The sequence below is a fragment of the Nostoc sp. LPT genome, from assembly GCF_017115165.1.
GTDB lineage: Bacteria > Cyanobacteriota > Cyanobacteriia > Cyanobacteriales > Nostocaceae > Nostoc.
Genome location: NZ_JABXKF010000105.1, coordinates 94889 through 109906 on the forward strand (window position 1 = coordinate 94889; position 15018 = coordinate 109906).

A 15018-nucleotide genomic window follows, 5' to 3' on the forward strand; every position below is an offset into this window, starting at 1 on the left:
TACTTAGTGTTGCTTATCAAGGGCAGTATGGGGGTAATACTAATAGGATTTACGTAAAGAAGATCCCCTAACCTGCCTAAAAAGGGAAAAGTCTCGCGCGTCATCTGGGTTTACTGACACAAGACGACAGTGCGTGGGAAAAATCAATCTCTCTCTAGCTCAACTTTTTAAGACATCTGTGTGGATTTTCCTATGGCTCTTAAGTACAAGTTCCTACCCAGATTCCCAACTTTTTGAAGAAGTCGAGGATCTGAATCCAGCTTAAATAAATGACATTCCACCCTACCGGATAATTAATTTTTTGGAAATCCCTGATAAAAATTACTGACTCACAAGTTGCTCTTGTGATTCCTGTTTGACTCCTGAACCTTGAGTTCCCAGTTGAATAAGTTCAATTTTATACCCATCTGGATCTTCCACAAAAGCAATTACCGTCGAACCATGTTTCATCGGTCCTGGTTCGCGCACGACTTTACCGCCTTGATTGCGGATTTCCTCACACGTAGCGTAAATATCATCAACGCCAAGGGCAATGTGACCATAAGCATTACCCAATTCGTACTTTTCTACCCCCCAGTTGTAGGTTAGTTCGATCACCGTGTTATCGCTTTCGTCGCCGTAGCCAACAAAAGCCAGGGTAAATTCTCCCGCCGGATAATCTTTTTGGCGCAGTAATTTCATTCCTAGAATTTCACAGTAGAACTTTAAGGATTCTTCAAGGTTGCCCACCCGTAGCATTGTGTGTAGTAATCGCATATTGAGCTTTTCTCTGTAATTGATTTAGTGTTATTCTCTGTCAACATTTTACAGAAGTTGCCAGAGGCGATCGCATTTGGATAGAATCCAAAAATTGCTCAACTTCGGCAAAGATAGGGGACTGGAGAGGAGTTAGGGAGGATCTGAACTTTTTAAAAAAGAATGAACTGTATTTTACAAAAGTCAGAGATAGCTACATTACCTAAGTTGCTAGTTATGGAAGATTCCAACAGAAGATAGAGTAAAATCCCCTGCTGAGACTCACTCAGAAGCTCAAGTGCCGAGTTCAGAAGTCCAAATACCGAGTTCAGAAGTCCAAATACCGAGTTCAGAAGCTCAAGTGCCGAGTTCAGAAGCTCAAGTGCCGAGTTCAAAAGTTCAAATACCGAGTTCAGAAGTCCAAATGCCGAGTTAAAAAGCTCGTAATGAATAAAAGACTCACCTTGACAGCGCTAATCTCCAATCTCTAATCTGAATCCTTGGGCAAAGCGCTTTCACCCAATGGCTGGAAATATTCTTTAATCTCAGCCTACAAAGCTTCCTAAACGCCTATGCTAGCGATTGGGTTAGCCACTAAACTATATCGGCGCTAAGAACGCAATCAAAGTAAAGGACTAAGTACAGATGAGTAACATTTTAGATACTGCCATTGAAGCGATCGCAGCCCGTGAAATTCTTGATTCACGTGGTAGACCGACAATTGAAGCCGAAGTGCATTTAGCTAACGGTGTTGTCGGACTGGCGCAAGTTCCCAGTGGTGCATCTACTGGCACTTTTGAGGCTCACGAACTGCGTGATGGCGATAAAAGTCGTTATGGGGGCAAAGGCGTACTCAAGGCAGTACAAAACGTCAAGGAAGCACTTGCACCACAATTGTTAGGCTTAGATGTCCTCAATCAAGAACTGCTAGACCGCACAATGATTGCGATAGATGGTTCTGCTAACAAATCCAATTTGGGGGCTAATGCAATTTTGGGGGTTTCCTTAGCAGCTGCTAAAGCTGGTGCTGAGTCTCTAGAAATTCCTCTGTATCGCTATTTGGGTGGCCCTTTAGCGAATTTGCTCCCAGTGCCGTTGATGAACGTGATTAACGGTGGCGCACACGCCTCAAATAACGTGGATTTTCAAGAGTTTATGATTGTCCCAATTGGCGCAACTTCCTTCGGGGAAGCGTTGCGCTGGGGTGCAGAGGTGTTTGCTACCCTCAGCCAGGTGTTAGATGAGAAGGGTTTGCTTACTGGTGTGGGCGATGAAGGCGGCTTTGCCCCTAACCTAGAATCTAATCAGGTGGCTTTGGAATTGCTGGTTGCTGCCATTAAGAAAGCTGGTTACAAACCAGGGGAACAAGTAGCTTTGGCGTTAGATGTGGCGGCTAGCGAATTTTACAAGAATGGTCAGTATGTTTACGATGGTAAACCTCACGCCTCGGCTGAATTTATTGATTATTTAGGACAACTAGTTGACCAATACCCAATTGTGTCAATTGAGGATGGCTTACACGAAGAAGATTGGCAAAGTTGGCAATTACTGACCCAGAAGTTAGGTTCGCGGGTGCAGTTGGTAGGGGATGACTTGTTTGTGACTAACGCTACTCGCTTGCAAAAAGGCATCCAGGAAAAAGCCGCTAATGCCATTTTGATTAAACTCAATCAAATTGGTTCACTCACCGAAACCTTGGAAACGATTGATTTGGCAACTCGCAACAGTATCCGTTCAGTAATTAGCCATCGTTCTGGTGAAACTGAAGATACAACGATCGCTGATTTAGCTGTAGCAACCCGTGCCGGTCAAATCAAAACAGGTTCTCTATGTCGCAGCGAACGAGTAGCAAAATATAATCGCTTGCTGCGAATTGAAGATGAACTAGGCGATCGCGCCGTTTATGCTGGTGCTGTGGGGTTAGGGCCGAAGTAGAGAGATGAGGGAGCAGGGGGAGCAGGGGGAGATGGGGGAGACATGGGAGACATCGGAGTAAATTCTTCCTCATCCCCCTCATCTAGGGATAGAAACCAAGTTTGGGCAACCCCAAGGTTTCATCCCAGCCCATCATCAGGTTCAGACACTGAATAGCTTGGCCCGCCTGTCCTTTAATTAGATTGTCAATTGCTGACATGACAATTACACGACCCGTGCGTGGGTCAACTTCTACACCGATGTAACAAAGATTGCTGCCGTTAGCCCATTTGGTTTGCGGGTAAACGCCGCTACCGCAGACTCTTACCCAAGGAGAGTTGCGGTAGAAGGCTGAGAAAATTGTGATTAAGTCATCTCGCACTAGACCTGGGTCGCTCATTGTGGCATATACTGTTGCCAAAATACCACGTACTATTGGGATAAGGTGCGGTGTAAATTGGATCGTGAGTTCGTGACCGGCTAAGTGACTGCAAATTTGCTCAATTTCTGGGGTATGACGGTGACGACCAACATTGAAAGCTGCTATGGAGTTGTCTGCTTCAGCTAGTAATAAGTTGGTTTGAGCGTGCCGTCCACTGCTAGATGTGCCAGACTTGGCATCGATAATAGCTGTTTCTGGTCTGATTAAGCCTTGCTTTAAAAGTGGCGAAAGTGCAAGGAGACTAGCAGTGGGATAGGAACCAGGACAGCCAATGAGTTGAGCTTCAGCAATGCGATCGCGGTAAAGTTCTGGTAATCCATAAACTGCTGTCGCTGCAATTGTGTGATCGCTTCTCTCTGTACCATACCAATTGGTATAAGTTGTCAAATTACTAAACCGATAGTCTGCACTCAAATCTAGTACTTTACATCCTTTTTCCAACAATTTGGGTGCGATTTGGCAAGCCAGACCATTTGGTAAAGACAGGAAAACTACTTCACAGCGGTGAGCAATTATTTCTGGTTCTACTGCCTCTATTAGCAGGTTAGTTGCATGAGCCAGATGCGGGTAGAGATCCCCAAAAGATTTCCCGATACTACTCTCACCTCCTAAATAAACCATTTCGACTTCTGGGTGATCCATCAGTAGTCGTACTAACTGCACTCCACCATAGCCCGACGCGCCAACAATCCCAACGGGTACGCGTCTAAATTTGCCCATGATCTGAAATCCTTATCCCATGAATGGTTAATTCGTTCTCAGCTATCAACAATATCAGCGACCAGACGCACAGCGCACAAAAGGTCTTAAACCCCTCTACTTTGTTCTGAGAAGATGGGGGAGCAAACAAACAATTATTCTTCCTCATCCCCTTCATCCTTTACTGTCGCCACACTTTATCCCCACTTTTTATGGCAAAAATTTTTACCCCGCTATCAAATCATTGTTAGTCTACTTCTCTGCCTTATAAAGGAGCTACAATCTAAAAGAAGAAATTGTTAAAAAAATTTACGTTTATAGCTGGAAATCTTTCTGTGTCACAGCCTAATACTACCCAAACTTTTAAATTTGATTCGATTGATGCCGCTTTAGCAGACCTAAAAGCTGGTCGCGTCATTGTAGTGGTAGATGATGAAAATAGAGAAAATGAAGGCGACTTAATTTGTTCTGCCCAATTTGCCACACCCGACATGATTAATTTCATGGCGGTGGAAGCAAGAGGACTAATTTGTTTGGCAATGACAGGCGATCGCCTAGACGAGCTAGACTTACCCTTGATGGTAAGCAACATTACAGATACTAACCAAACTGCCTTCACTGTCAGTATTGATGCCGGGCCAGAATTAGGTGTCACCACAGGCATCTCAGCAGAAGACCGCGCCCGAACTATCCAGGTTACTCTCAACCCGGCCACAAAACCTACCGATTTACGTCGTCCTGGTCATATTTTTCCCATTCGGGCTAAGGCTGGAGGCGTACTCAAACGCGCAGGACATACGGAAGCGGCTGTGGACTTAGCTAGGCTAGCAGGGCTATACCCGGCGGGGGTAATTTGTGAAATTCAAAACTCTGATGGTTCAATGGCGCGGTTGCAGCAGTTAGTTGAATACGCTAAACGTCACAATTTAAAAATTATTAGTATTGCGGATTTAATCAGCTATCGCCTACAGCACGATCGCTTAGTGTATCGTGAGGTAATTACCAAGCTGCCTAGTCAATTCGGTCAGTTTGAAATTTACGCCTACCGCCATACCCTGGATAATACAGAACACGTTGCAATTGTCAAGGGCGATCCAGCTAACTTCAAAGATGAGCCAGTGATGGTGCGGATGCACTCAGAATGCTTAACTGGTGACGCTTTGGGTTCTTTGCGCTGCGACTGTCGGATGCAGCTTGTAGCTGCACTCAAAATGATTGAGTCTGCTGGTCAAGGTGTAGTTGTATACCTGCGTCAAGAAGGGCGGGGAATCGGTTTGATTAACAAGCTGAAAGCCTACTCGTTGCAGGATATGGGACTAGATACTGTAGAGGCAAATGAGCGTTTGGGATTTCCTGCTGACTTGCGAGACTACGGTATGGGGGCACAAATGCTCATGGACTTGGGCATCAAAAAGATTCGTTTGATTACCAATAATCCCCGCAAGATTGCTGGTGTCAAGGGTTATGGGTTGGAAGTAGTCGATCGCGTGCCATTGTTGATTGAAGCAAACGACTACAATTCCTATTATTTGGCGACAAAGGCGAAAAAGCTGGGCCACATGCTGTTACAGACTTATCTGGTAACAGTGGCAATCCACTGGCAAGATGACCCGGAAGCTGTGACAGAACGTTATGAACGCTTAGAGAAACTGCGACACTTAGCGAGAAGTAACGATCTATTGTTGCAGGAAGAGGCGCGTCCCTTGGCGATCGCTCTATTTGACGAGCCATCTTTAACAGTACACTTGGGTTTCGATCAGGCAAAAGTTGCTAGCTGTGATTGGTATCAGCAGAGTGGTCATCCTTATATACACGCAATCTTCCAAATTCTAGATAACCTAGCAACTGTGCCTTACATCCAGAAACTAGAATTTCTGATTTCTTCTGGTTGCGATCCTTTGAGTAATTTACAAGTCCAACTAGATCGGCAGACATTCGCCGATGGTACACTGCCTTCATCGATTAGCGATCACTTAAAGACGCAGCAAATTTACAGCTTTAGTAAATAGCTTGGATGATTTTATTTTCAATAAATCTTGTAGGGTTCTGGATAACGCATATTTAATTTCACCAGATGTCTAATATCATGTTCGATAGAGTAATTATATACTCCGGTTAAGTGTCGATGCTGTGGGGAAGCTACTTTGAAGAGCAAATGGCGATCGCAAAATATGCAAGTTAAATGAAATAGGACTACAGAGAAAATCAATGAGAGCAGTCAAAATTATTGTTGAAAAACATAATGACGGTTACGTAGCCTATCCCTTGGGTCTCAAGGGGGTTGTAGTTGGCGAAGGTGACAGCTATGAAGAAGCACTAGCTGATGTTAAATCTGCTATCCACTGCCATATAGAGATATTTGGTCAAGAGGTTTTAGAAGAAGAATCACCAGTGCTAGAAGCTTTTGTGGCCGAAGCTGAGGTTCCTATTTAAGGGGTAAGTAAGTCGGTGCAATAAAACCAAACTGTGTGAAGAAAAGTAAAGAAGCCTCAAACTCTTTCTCCCCCAGCTAAGAGCTCCCAGCAAGAACTGCCTTATTCCAACAATAATTATTTACGCCGATCTACTTAAATTTCCAGTAGATGCATCTAAAACTAAAGTAATTAAGACATTAGAATTTCTTGGATTTACTGTTATTAGAGAGCGGGAGCATATTGTTATGGAAGGAGAAAATGAAGATGGAACAAAAACCCCACTGACTATGCCTAACCACTCTCAAATTAAAGGTTCGACGTTGAGATCCATTTGTACTCAAGCGGGTATCTCAAGAGAGGATTTTTTGTCTGCTTATGAACAAATCTGATGCTCGGTTAAGACTAAAAAATAGAAATGTGTAGCGAATTAGGCGATCGCTTTGGAACTGAAGTTCAATTATAAAACTCGTATTACAGATACTTTTGCACCAATCGCTCATCTAGTATGGCTTTCACTTCTTTATCTGTAGGTGGCAAGGTGTCAGTCGTCTTGGCAAGTTTAAGACTTACGTGGTTTTTCTTAGCGCACAATTTTTTGGCTTGACCCTATCCCTGCTTATTTTACCACAATCTTCTTCTAAATAACCGTAAAAAATCACAATTAAAGGGTGATTTTAATTCTATATTAAACTAACTACTTTGCTTAAGATAATCAAAGTAGTTAGTCTAATAAATCTTCAACTTTTAGAAATTAAAATTTATTTTTTATAGTAACTAAGCATTATATGGTGAATTTTAGTCGAGCCTGGTCAAGGCCGTTTAGATTTGTCTGTGGTGTAGATAATCCAAATGTATTTTCTAAATTATCTTGTAAAGGTAAAGCAGGAATATATGTTTTTACCAATGAGTATGATAGTCAGGTTTTGTACGTAGGGAAAGCAGAAGGAACATCTGTAGACATTTGTGATAGGTTGCGCTCTCACGTAACTGATAAGGGCAACGATGGAATTGGAGACCTATCAACACATGGTGAAACTTTTATAATTAGGTGGGCAGAATGTAGAAATCCAGCTTTTTCTGAATCAGTTGCTATTATTCTACTTCAACCATTATTTAGTAAAAGACTAGAATGGGCAGTTGATAGGCGGTCTATAGATATGCAAGTACCTAGTGCAGACCAATGTGTATGGGAAGCACAAAGGCTTGGATTGTTTCCTTCTGAAGTAGATTATTATAATAATTTGGTTAAAAATTTATGCCAAGCTTTAGGATTTGACATTGGACAAAACCGTTGCCTCAAAGAAGAGCTTTGTGAAAAGGCTGAATCTTATAAAAATTCGACAGATTGGAAAGCTACATCAGAAGTTTTGAAAGCACTACAAGGGCAGTGGAAGAAAGTAGGTAGTGCTGGTAGAGAAATAGATGATTACCTGTGGAATCGCTTTAAAAATGCAGTAAACCAATTCTACGAAAGGCGACAAAATTATTTTCAACAGCTTGAGTATGCACAACAAGAAAACAAGAAGAAAAAAGAAAATATTATTAGAGAAGCAGAGTCGTTAAGCTACTCATCTGATTGGAAAACAACAGGTGAGGCATTCAAAAAATTAGCTGCACAATGGAAAATAATTGGTTCGGCTGGTAAAGAACATGAAAACGAATTATGGGAAAGTTTTCGTCAGGCTCAAGATATTTTTTTTACTCAAAAAAATAACTTTTTTCAAGATAATTTGAGAAAAAAAGAAAAGTTAGTTAACGCTGCCGAAAATTTAACAAACAATCAAATTACTGCTATAGTGACAGGAAAAATTGACATAGGAGATGTAAGCGTAGCAATTCAAAGGGTTAAAGAACTACAAGCAGAATGGAAAACAATTGGTTCTGTACCAAAAGATGACGCTGATAGACTTTGGTATCGTTTTAAGAAGGCTTGTGATTGCGTGTTCGCTTCGGCAGAAGAAGAGAGAAAGCGTAAGCAGAATGAATGGCGCTGCAAAATGCTGGAATTATTAAAGCGCAAACGTGAGCAAGCTGAAAAGCTTAGAGACTCAATTGAGCATGATAGAGACGTTTTAGGTAGAGCAGAAGATAGCTACTATAATGTGCGTCCAGGTTCTCGTGCTGAAGAAATACGTGCAAGTTTAAGAGACAAAAGAGCGGCTTTGGAAGAAAAAATAAGGTCTAAACGTACACGCTTAGATGAGCTTGAAGGTTCAATTCGAGATATTCAGTCTAAACTATAGCTAGCTGTTCTACTTGCGTTAACTGAACCGTATGAATGGCAACATTGCCCTCTACTCTAGCTTTTAGCAGACAAGCTACATTATAATTTTATATAATATTAGCTTGAATAAGTAACTTTACTTTACAACGTGTCCCATTTTGCACATATCCCGGCTGTACCCCTATCCTAGCCATAAGACTTTTTCAGCAAGCCCTAAGTAACCTGAGTTTGGGATAAGCTGAAACCTTGATTTAGTCGTTAGTTTTGACAGTGTAAAACCCTTATTCTTTCGTCCAAGCGATCAAATTTGAGTCCTTAACCCGAACTGACGTTAAGTACTTATACATAAAATTCCGCATAACCCCCTTATTTAGGGTATTAAACGGAAATTTTCTGCATATCAAGGTATAGAAGAACGCCCTAAAAAATTGCTGGAACAAATACAATATTTCTAATAATGAGTTGCCGACTTACGATGATGCACGGCTGTAACGCCATCAGTATCTAGCACTTTGCCACTCTCAACAGTCGCATAAACCAGCCAGTGGTCGCCAGATTCCATCCGGTTTTTTACAGAACATTCGAGATATGCTAGGGCATCCGTAAGTATAGGAGAACCGCTTTCCGTTTCTTCGGCGGCGACATCGGCAAATCGGTCTTGTCCTGGCCCAAAAGGTTTGAGGAAGTGCTTCATCAATCCCAGGTGATTCTCCTCTTTAAGGATATTGAGGACAAATTTGTTTCCTGTATGCGTCAGTGTTTCCACTGCGCGATCTTTGGCGACGGCGATGGTTAAACCAGGGGGACTAAAGCTAGCTTGAGACACCCAAGAGGCTAACATGGCACTGGAGCGATCGCCTTCCTTAGCTGTGAGAACGCAAAGAGAACCGACAATGCGACCAACTGCTTGTTCTACATTTGTTGCAGGTTGACGTGGCGATCGCACTTTTCTCGCTTTTTTGAGTGCTTGGGCAAAGTCGGTTCCAGCTTCTTCACACAATTGTAAGGTGGCATCGTCGGGTTTGAATTTTACGCGGATGGTGTCAAAACCAAACCGATAGCCAGCATCTTTTAATTTACCTTCAATTAAATCAACTGCTTCCCCACTCCAGCCAAAGGAACCAAAAGCACCAGCGAGTTTATTGTTAGTAGCCGTGGATAGCACAATTCCTAAAGCTGTTTGCACGGGTGTCGGTGCATGACCGCCAAGAGTAGGAGAACCGATGATAAAACCACCCGCTTTTTCCACAGCCGCTCGGATTTCTTCTGGTTCCGTAAACTCGCAGTTAATCGATTCTACAGCGACGCCAGCTTTTGTGATCCCACGAGCGATCGCTTGGGCTAATGTTGCTGTATTCCCATAAGCTGATGCATAAATCAGTGCTACTGTCAACTCAGCAGATGTTTGCTGTTGACTCCATTCCCGATAAGCTTTGGTTAGGTCGATTAAGCCATAGCGCACCAAAGGCCCGTGTCCAGTGGCATACATTCTCACGGAAAAATCGACCAGTTTATCCAATGCTGTTTCAACTTGACGGGCGTGGGGAGCCATGAGGCAATCAAAATAATAGCGCCGATCCTCGTTATATATTTCCCAGCCTTCATCAAATACCTGATCTCCACAAACGTGTGCCCCAAATAACTTATCTGTGTATAGAATTTCTGTTTGTGGATCGTAGGTGCAGAGTTGATCGGCATAGCGGGGATTGGGGGTGGGAATAAATTGTAAATTATGCCCATTACCCAAATCTAGAGTTTCTTCGCCCCGCATGACAAGAATTTGCAAATCTGGATTTTCCAGCGCCGCACGTAAATTTATCGCCCCTGGATTAGAACACACAAAGGTGATTTGCGGGGCAATTTCTAACAAAGCTTTTAAAGTTGCAGCACGGTTAGGATTTACGTGTCCCAAAATTACATAATCTAAATCTTCAAGATGGAAACGTTGTTGCAAAGCTTCTAAATAAATTTGCGTAAAGGTTTCCCCTGGAGGATCGATAATGGCGCTTTTATCGCTTTCGATTAAATAAGAATTAGCAGTTGTACCTTTAGCAAGAGCATATTCAATTTCAAATCTCAGCCTTGACCAACTGCGCGATCGCAGTATTCTCGTATCTGTAGCAATGGGGAAAACTTGAACGTCACGGGGTTTATTTTTTGACATGGCTTTATTGGGGAATGGGGCATTGGGCATTGGGAATAGGGCATTGGGCATTGGGCATTGGGCATTGTTTATTAATTCTTCTGCCTCATCTCCCTCATCTTCTTGCTCCTCTGCCCCTCTGCTCCTCTGCTCTCGTTATTAATAATGATTACCAACTTTACGGTGATGCACAGCAGTCAAACTTTCTGGCTTAGAAACCCGTCCGGCGTAGACTGTGCTATATACTCCCCAATGGTCGCCGCAATCCATTCTACTGATGACTTCGCACTCCATGTAGGCGAGAGCATTGTTAAGGATAGGCGCACCATTTTCGGCTGGCTGAATTCTCACACCTTGAAAGCGATCTGCACCAGGGGCAAACCGTTTCAAAAAGTGTTTCATTAATGGTTGGAAATTGCCTTCTTCTAAGACATTGAGAACAAAGCGATCGCCTACTTGCATAAGTGATTCAATTGCCCGATCTTTGGCGACTGCAATGGAGAATCCCAATGGTTTAAAGCTAGCTTGAGCAACCCAAGAGGCTAGCATAGCACTAGAAACATCGCCTTTTTTAGCAGTAATAATATATAACCCACCGCTAATTCTACCTAGTGCTTTATCTAAGTCAGCACCAAGGGATTTCATCGCCTTGATGCTGCGATCGCGTGTTACCCATTGAGCTAAGTCTGTACCCGCTTCTTCACACAACTTGTAGGTATTTTCTGTAGGCGTTTGTTTAATCCGAATCGCTGGAAAAACTGTTGTCAAACCCAAATTACGGAATTTACTCACCAAAGGATCTATCGGCTCATCATCGCCACTGCCGGTTTCAAACACGCCGATAGCTTGCTTTTCTTTGGCAGATCCTAAAACTGTGCTGAGTGCAGCTTGGATATTCGCACCACCAGAAGCCGGAGGTAATCCAACGACTAGTCCAGCACAACGGCTAACTAGTTCCCGCAGTTCTTGTAAATCGACTTCAGATCCCAAATCGACAATTTCCACGGCAACACCTGTTTTACCGATACCATTGGCAATTGCTTGCGCGAGGCGATCGCTATATCCGTATTCGGAAACGTAAAATATCCCAATTGTTGTTTCTGCCTTGGTTTGTGTTTGGCTCCAAGTGCGGTAACGTCCAACTAGTTCTTCAACATTGTGAGATAATAATGGGCCGTGTCCAGTGGCAATCATGCCGATGGTTTTCAGTTCCGCCATCCGCTTCAGGGCAGATAGAACTGACCGGGCATTCGGCCCCATCAAGCAATCGTAGTAATAATGAAAGTCTTCTTCGATCGCGGCTAAGTCTTCATCAAAGGTGCTATCTGAGCAATAGTGCAGCCCAAAAGCGTCGCAGGTGTAGAGAGTTTTGGTTTTGTGGTCGAAGCTGAAGATAGTATCCGGCCAATGTAAATTTGGGGCAATCACGAATTCAAATTCATGACCATTGCCCAAATCTAAGCGATCGCCATTTTTTACAATCCGCCGCTTAAATGGCTGATGTACTAAATTCTCCAGAAACTGAATCGCCACTTTAGAACCGACAACGGTTATTTCTGGAGCCATTTGCAGCAAATCTTTAACTAAACCGCTATGGTCTGGCTCGGTGTGGCTGATAATCAAATAATCAATCTCTGTTGGGTTGATTAGTCCGGTGAGCGTATCAAAGTATAGTTGACGAAACTTTTCATGGGAGGTATCAACTAACGCAGTCTGCTCCCCACGGATGAGAAACGAGTTATAGGTGGTACCGTTTTGCAGACCAAACTCAATATCGAAGCGATCGCGATCCCAATCCAAAGAGCGAATAGCCGTCGTCTCTTGAGCGATTTCCACAGTCTCTATGGTGAGGCGTTTTTCAGTTTTTTCGGTGAGCGCTACCATAACTCCCCTCCTTGACAAATTGAGTATTTATTCCTCTGGTTTTATTGTTACACGCCTTGAATGTTAATTTTTATTAAAAAATCTATAACTGACTTAAAAAAGTTAAAACAGTGAAACCGTATAAGCACCCAGAACAAACAGAGAATGTTTGGCTAGCTTTGGAAATTGGTAATTCTCGGCTGCATTGGGCATTATTTCTAGGGAAGACGCTTTCCTCAGCTTGGGATACCGACTATATACCTGAGTTTGTCATACAACAGATGGCTGAATGTCAAACCCTGGATGATTTACTAGAGAAAATTTTTCCATTCCATCAGAGAACTAAGAAACAAGGAGGATACGGAGACAATTCCTTCCCCGCGTCACCGCCTCCCCTCCTCCTCGCTTCGGTAGTTCCCAGCCAAACTGCTATTTGGCAAACTTACCCAAATACTCGCGTTATTACCTTAGATCAAATATTACTAACAGGCGTGTATCCCACACTAGGAATTGACCGCGCTTTAGCTTTGTGGGGTGCGGCGAAAACTTGGGGTTTTCCAATGTTGGTGATTGATGCTGGGACAGCGTTGACTTTTACAGCTGCGGATGCTAATGAGTCTCTAGTTGGAGGTGCAATTTTGCCGGGATTAGGTTTGCAATTTGCAACTCTCGGTCAACAAACAGGACAATTGCCATTAGTGGAAATACAAAATTTTCCGTCTCTACCAGCACGTTTTGCTCTCAATACTACAGAAGCAATTCAAAGCGGAGTAATTTACACAGTATTAGCTGGAATCAAAGATTTTATTGAAAGTTGGTGGAATTTATTTTCTAATGGGAAAATTGCGATTAAAGGGGGCGATCGCACTTTATTACTAAATTATCTGCAAGCCTTGTATCCTGAAATTGCAGCACATTTGATTGTGGAACAAAATTTGATATTTTGGGGAATGCGGGAAATAGTAATGGAGCATAAAGAATAAGAATCCGAATTTTCACGGCAAAGAGACAATCCAAAATCCAGATAGCATAGAATTAAAAGAGAAGTTTCCCCCTAAATAAACCATGCCCAAAACTTCACAGCTAGATGTCATTATGCAGCAATTGGATGCCCTTTCTTCAGCAGAATTACTAGCAGTTAGGGCAAGAGTCGATGCCTTGATTGAGGGACAATCGTTGCCATTGGGCAAAGGTCAACCACCTTTGTTTGGTTTGCGTAACGTTCAGATCCCTGAAAGTACTACATATTATGGGAGTTTTAGTAGATTTACATTCATTCGTAACGAGAATAACGACGTAGACATCCTTGCTGCACCTGCAACTATAAACATACCAAGAACAAATGCAACAAATCTCTTGCCAACCTGGTTACGAGCATTAAGACAAAATCAAGTTGCCCAATTTTTGGAATCGGAATCAAAAGGAGATGATTCCTTAGAAAAGGTAATGGAACTGGTTGACGAATGGATGGTTGATGAATCGGGATATGATGAACAAACATACCCACAGATTGAGACAGGCTTGAATCAGAATCGGATGTCAGTGTAAAAACGCAGATGAGTAGAGCCGTATTGCTAGACACTCATCCTTTGAATTAAGTAACGCATCCACAAGTAAACCCAAAAGTCCAACAGTGGTTACAATCGTTAGGCAAAACCGAAACTGTTATACGTGTGCCGGAAATAGCCGATTATGAACTTCGGCGTGAACTATTGAGACAAGGAAAACGAAAAAGTATAGATCGCCTCAACAAACTTAGTCAAATTTGTCTCATACCACTGACTCCCGAAACGATGCGAAAAGCAGCCGAACTATGGGCATGGGTACGAAACAGGGGAAGCCTACGGCAAGCAATGATAGCTTAGATGGTGATGTAATTCTTGCTGCTCAAGCAATTCTCCAATTAAAGAGTTTTGATCAGGTGATAGTTGTGACAACAAACTTGAAACACATATCACGCTTTGAGAGCGAAGGAATATGTGTATTAGATTGGCAGCAAACTCTAAATGAGCTAGTTTAATTCGTTTAAATTATGGCTTTTTAAGATAGCTTTAATAAACTCTCGAATCTCCATCGCTACAATCCCAGCACAAGATTCTGGTAAGTCATTTCCGGCATGGGCAATCATTTTTAACTCGACTTTCGGCATCAGTTGAGCATAAACCCGACTTTTAGCTAAAGCATCTGGTGTGTCTTGGCCACCTTGTAAAATAAAAATCGGCACATCTATCATGTAAAGCCGCTTTTGTATTAATTCCGCCTCAATTTCTACTTGTCGCCGTTTGAAGAGTAACTGGCAAGCTATGGGGTAACGCAACAATTCCTGACGTAATTGCAAATCCTGGGCAATTTTTTCATACCAACCCAGACTTTTAGTGAAAGGAATTAGCGGGGATCTAGACACCGCGAATTTTCACAAATCAGATAGGATTGCTATATGTCTATAGTGTATTTTATCTGAGGCAGATACCAACGATTGAAATACTAGGAATGTTGTTTGGTATATCTAAAAGAACTACGCCTTAATAGGTGATGTTTTTCAGCTTAGTAACTAGGTTGGCTGGAATTAAAAAGGCACAAATCC

Annotated in this window: 13 protein-coding genes and 1 pseudogene; 9 read left to right on the forward strand and 5 right to left on the reverse strand. The window is 42.6% G+C overall.

Translation table 11 applies throughout. The features are described from left to right. Positions 1 to 321: 321 nt before the first annotated feature. Positions 322 to 756 (reverse strand): lactoylglutathione lyase, encoded by a 435-nt coding sequence (gloA, locus tag HWQ58_RS20155; RefSeq protein ID WP_292866452.1) that lies wholly within the window; start codon positions 754 to 756, stop codon positions 322 to 324. 277 nt (positions 757 to 1033) lie between these two features. Between gloA and HWQ58_RS20160 the strand changes: the two genes are divergently transcribed. Further along, a complete protein-coding gene (locus HWQ58_RS20160; protein ID WP_292866454.1) occupies positions 1034 to 1171 on the forward strand; it encodes a hypothetical protein in 138 nt (45 codons plus the stop codon). Positions 1172 to 1380: 209 nt separating this feature from the next. Further along, positions 1381 to 2670: a phosphopyruvate hydratase gene (eno, locus tag HWQ58_RS20165; protein ID WP_292866457.1), complete on the forward strand. Its 1290-nt coding sequence runs from the start codon at positions 1381 to 1383 to the stop codon at positions 2668 to 2670. An 82-nt stretch (positions 2671 to 2752) separates the two neighbouring features. On the opposite strand, the gene argC is transcribed toward eno, so the two are convergent. Further along, positions 2753 to 3811, reverse strand: a complete 1059-nt coding sequence (gene argC, locus HWQ58_RS20170) for an N-acetyl-gamma-glutamyl-phosphate reductase (protein WP_292866460.1) — start codon at positions 3809 to 3811, stop codon at positions 2753 to 2755. Between the two features lie 314 nt (positions 3812 to 4125). Between argC and ribBA the strand changes: the two genes are divergently transcribed. The 4 genes from ribBA (at position 4126) to HWQ58_RS20190 (ending at position 8447) form a co-directional block, all read left to right on the forward strand. Further along, the gene (gene ribBA / locus HWQ58_RS20175; protein ID WP_292866463.1) at positions 4126 to 5799 is read left to right on the forward strand and encodes a bifunctional 3,4-dihydroxy-2-butanone-4-phosphate synthase/GTP cyclohydrolase II; all 1674 of its coding nucleotides are present in this window, start codon (positions 4126 to 4128) and stop codon (positions 5797 to 5799) included. 199 nt (positions 5800 to 5998) lie between these two features. Then, positions 5999 to 6223 (forward strand): hypothetical protein, encoded by a 225-nt coding sequence (locus HWQ58_RS20180; protein WP_292866466.1) that lies wholly within the window; start codon positions 5999 to 6001, stop codon positions 6221 to 6223. A 169-nt stretch (positions 6224 to 6392) separates the two neighbouring features. Next, positions 6393 to 6593 (forward strand): type II toxin-antitoxin system HicA family toxin, encoded by a 201-nt coding sequence (locus HWQ58_RS20185; protein WP_292866648.1) that lies wholly within the window; start codon positions 6393 to 6395, stop codon positions 6591 to 6593. A gap of 396 nt (positions 6594 to 6989) precedes the next feature. Then, a complete protein-coding gene (locus HWQ58_RS20190; RefSeq protein ID WP_292866469.1) occupies positions 6990 to 8447 on the forward strand; it encodes a DUF349 domain-containing protein in 1458 nt (485 codons plus the stop codon). 432 nt (positions 8448 to 8879) lie between these two features. Here the strand turns inward: HWQ58_RS20190 and HWQ58_RS20195 are convergent, their stop codons facing one another. Then, positions 8880 to 10592 carry a diflavin flavoprotein gene (locus HWQ58_RS20195; protein WP_292866650.1) on the reverse strand — a complete coding sequence of 571 codons (1713 nt, stop codon included), beginning with the start codon at positions 10590 to 10592 and terminating at the stop codon, positions 8880 to 8882. Between the two features lie 138 nt (positions 10593 to 10730). Further along, positions 10731 to 12455: a diflavin flavoprotein gene (locus tag HWQ58_RS20200; RefSeq protein WP_292866471.1), complete on the reverse strand. Its 1725-nt coding sequence runs from the start codon at positions 12453 to 12455 to the stop codon at positions 10731 to 10733. Between the two features lie 110 nt (positions 12456 to 12565). Between HWQ58_RS20200 and HWQ58_RS20205 the strand changes: the two genes are divergently transcribed. The 3 genes and pseudogenes from HWQ58_RS20205 (at position 12566) to HWQ58_RS20215 (ending at position 14454) form a co-directional block, all read left to right on the forward strand. Continuing rightward, positions 12566 to 13417 carry a pantothenate kinase gene (locus HWQ58_RS20205; RefSeq protein WP_292866473.1) on the forward strand — a complete coding sequence of 284 codons (852 nt, stop codon included), beginning with the start codon at positions 12566 to 12568 and terminating at the stop codon, positions 13415 to 13417. A gap of 82 nt (positions 13418 to 13499) precedes the next feature. After that, the gene (locus tag HWQ58_RS20210) at positions 13500 to 13982 is read left to right on the forward strand and encodes a hypothetical protein (RefSeq protein ID WP_292866475.1); all 483 of its coding nucleotides are present in this window, start codon (positions 13500 to 13502) and stop codon (positions 13980 to 13982) included. Positions 13983 to 13990: 8 nt separating this feature from the next. Further along, positions 13991 to 14454, forward strand: a pseudogene (locus HWQ58_RS20215) (hypothetical protein). Here the strand turns inward: HWQ58_RS20215 and HWQ58_RS20220 are convergent. Next, positions 14446 to 14838: a hypothetical protein gene (locus tag HWQ58_RS20220; protein WP_366838298.1), complete on the reverse strand. Its 393-nt coding sequence runs from the start codon at positions 14836 to 14838 to the stop codon at positions 14446 to 14448. The pseudogene HWQ58_RS20215 and the gene HWQ58_RS20220 overlap by 9 nt on opposite strands. Positions 14839 to 15018 lie beyond the last annotated feature (180 nt).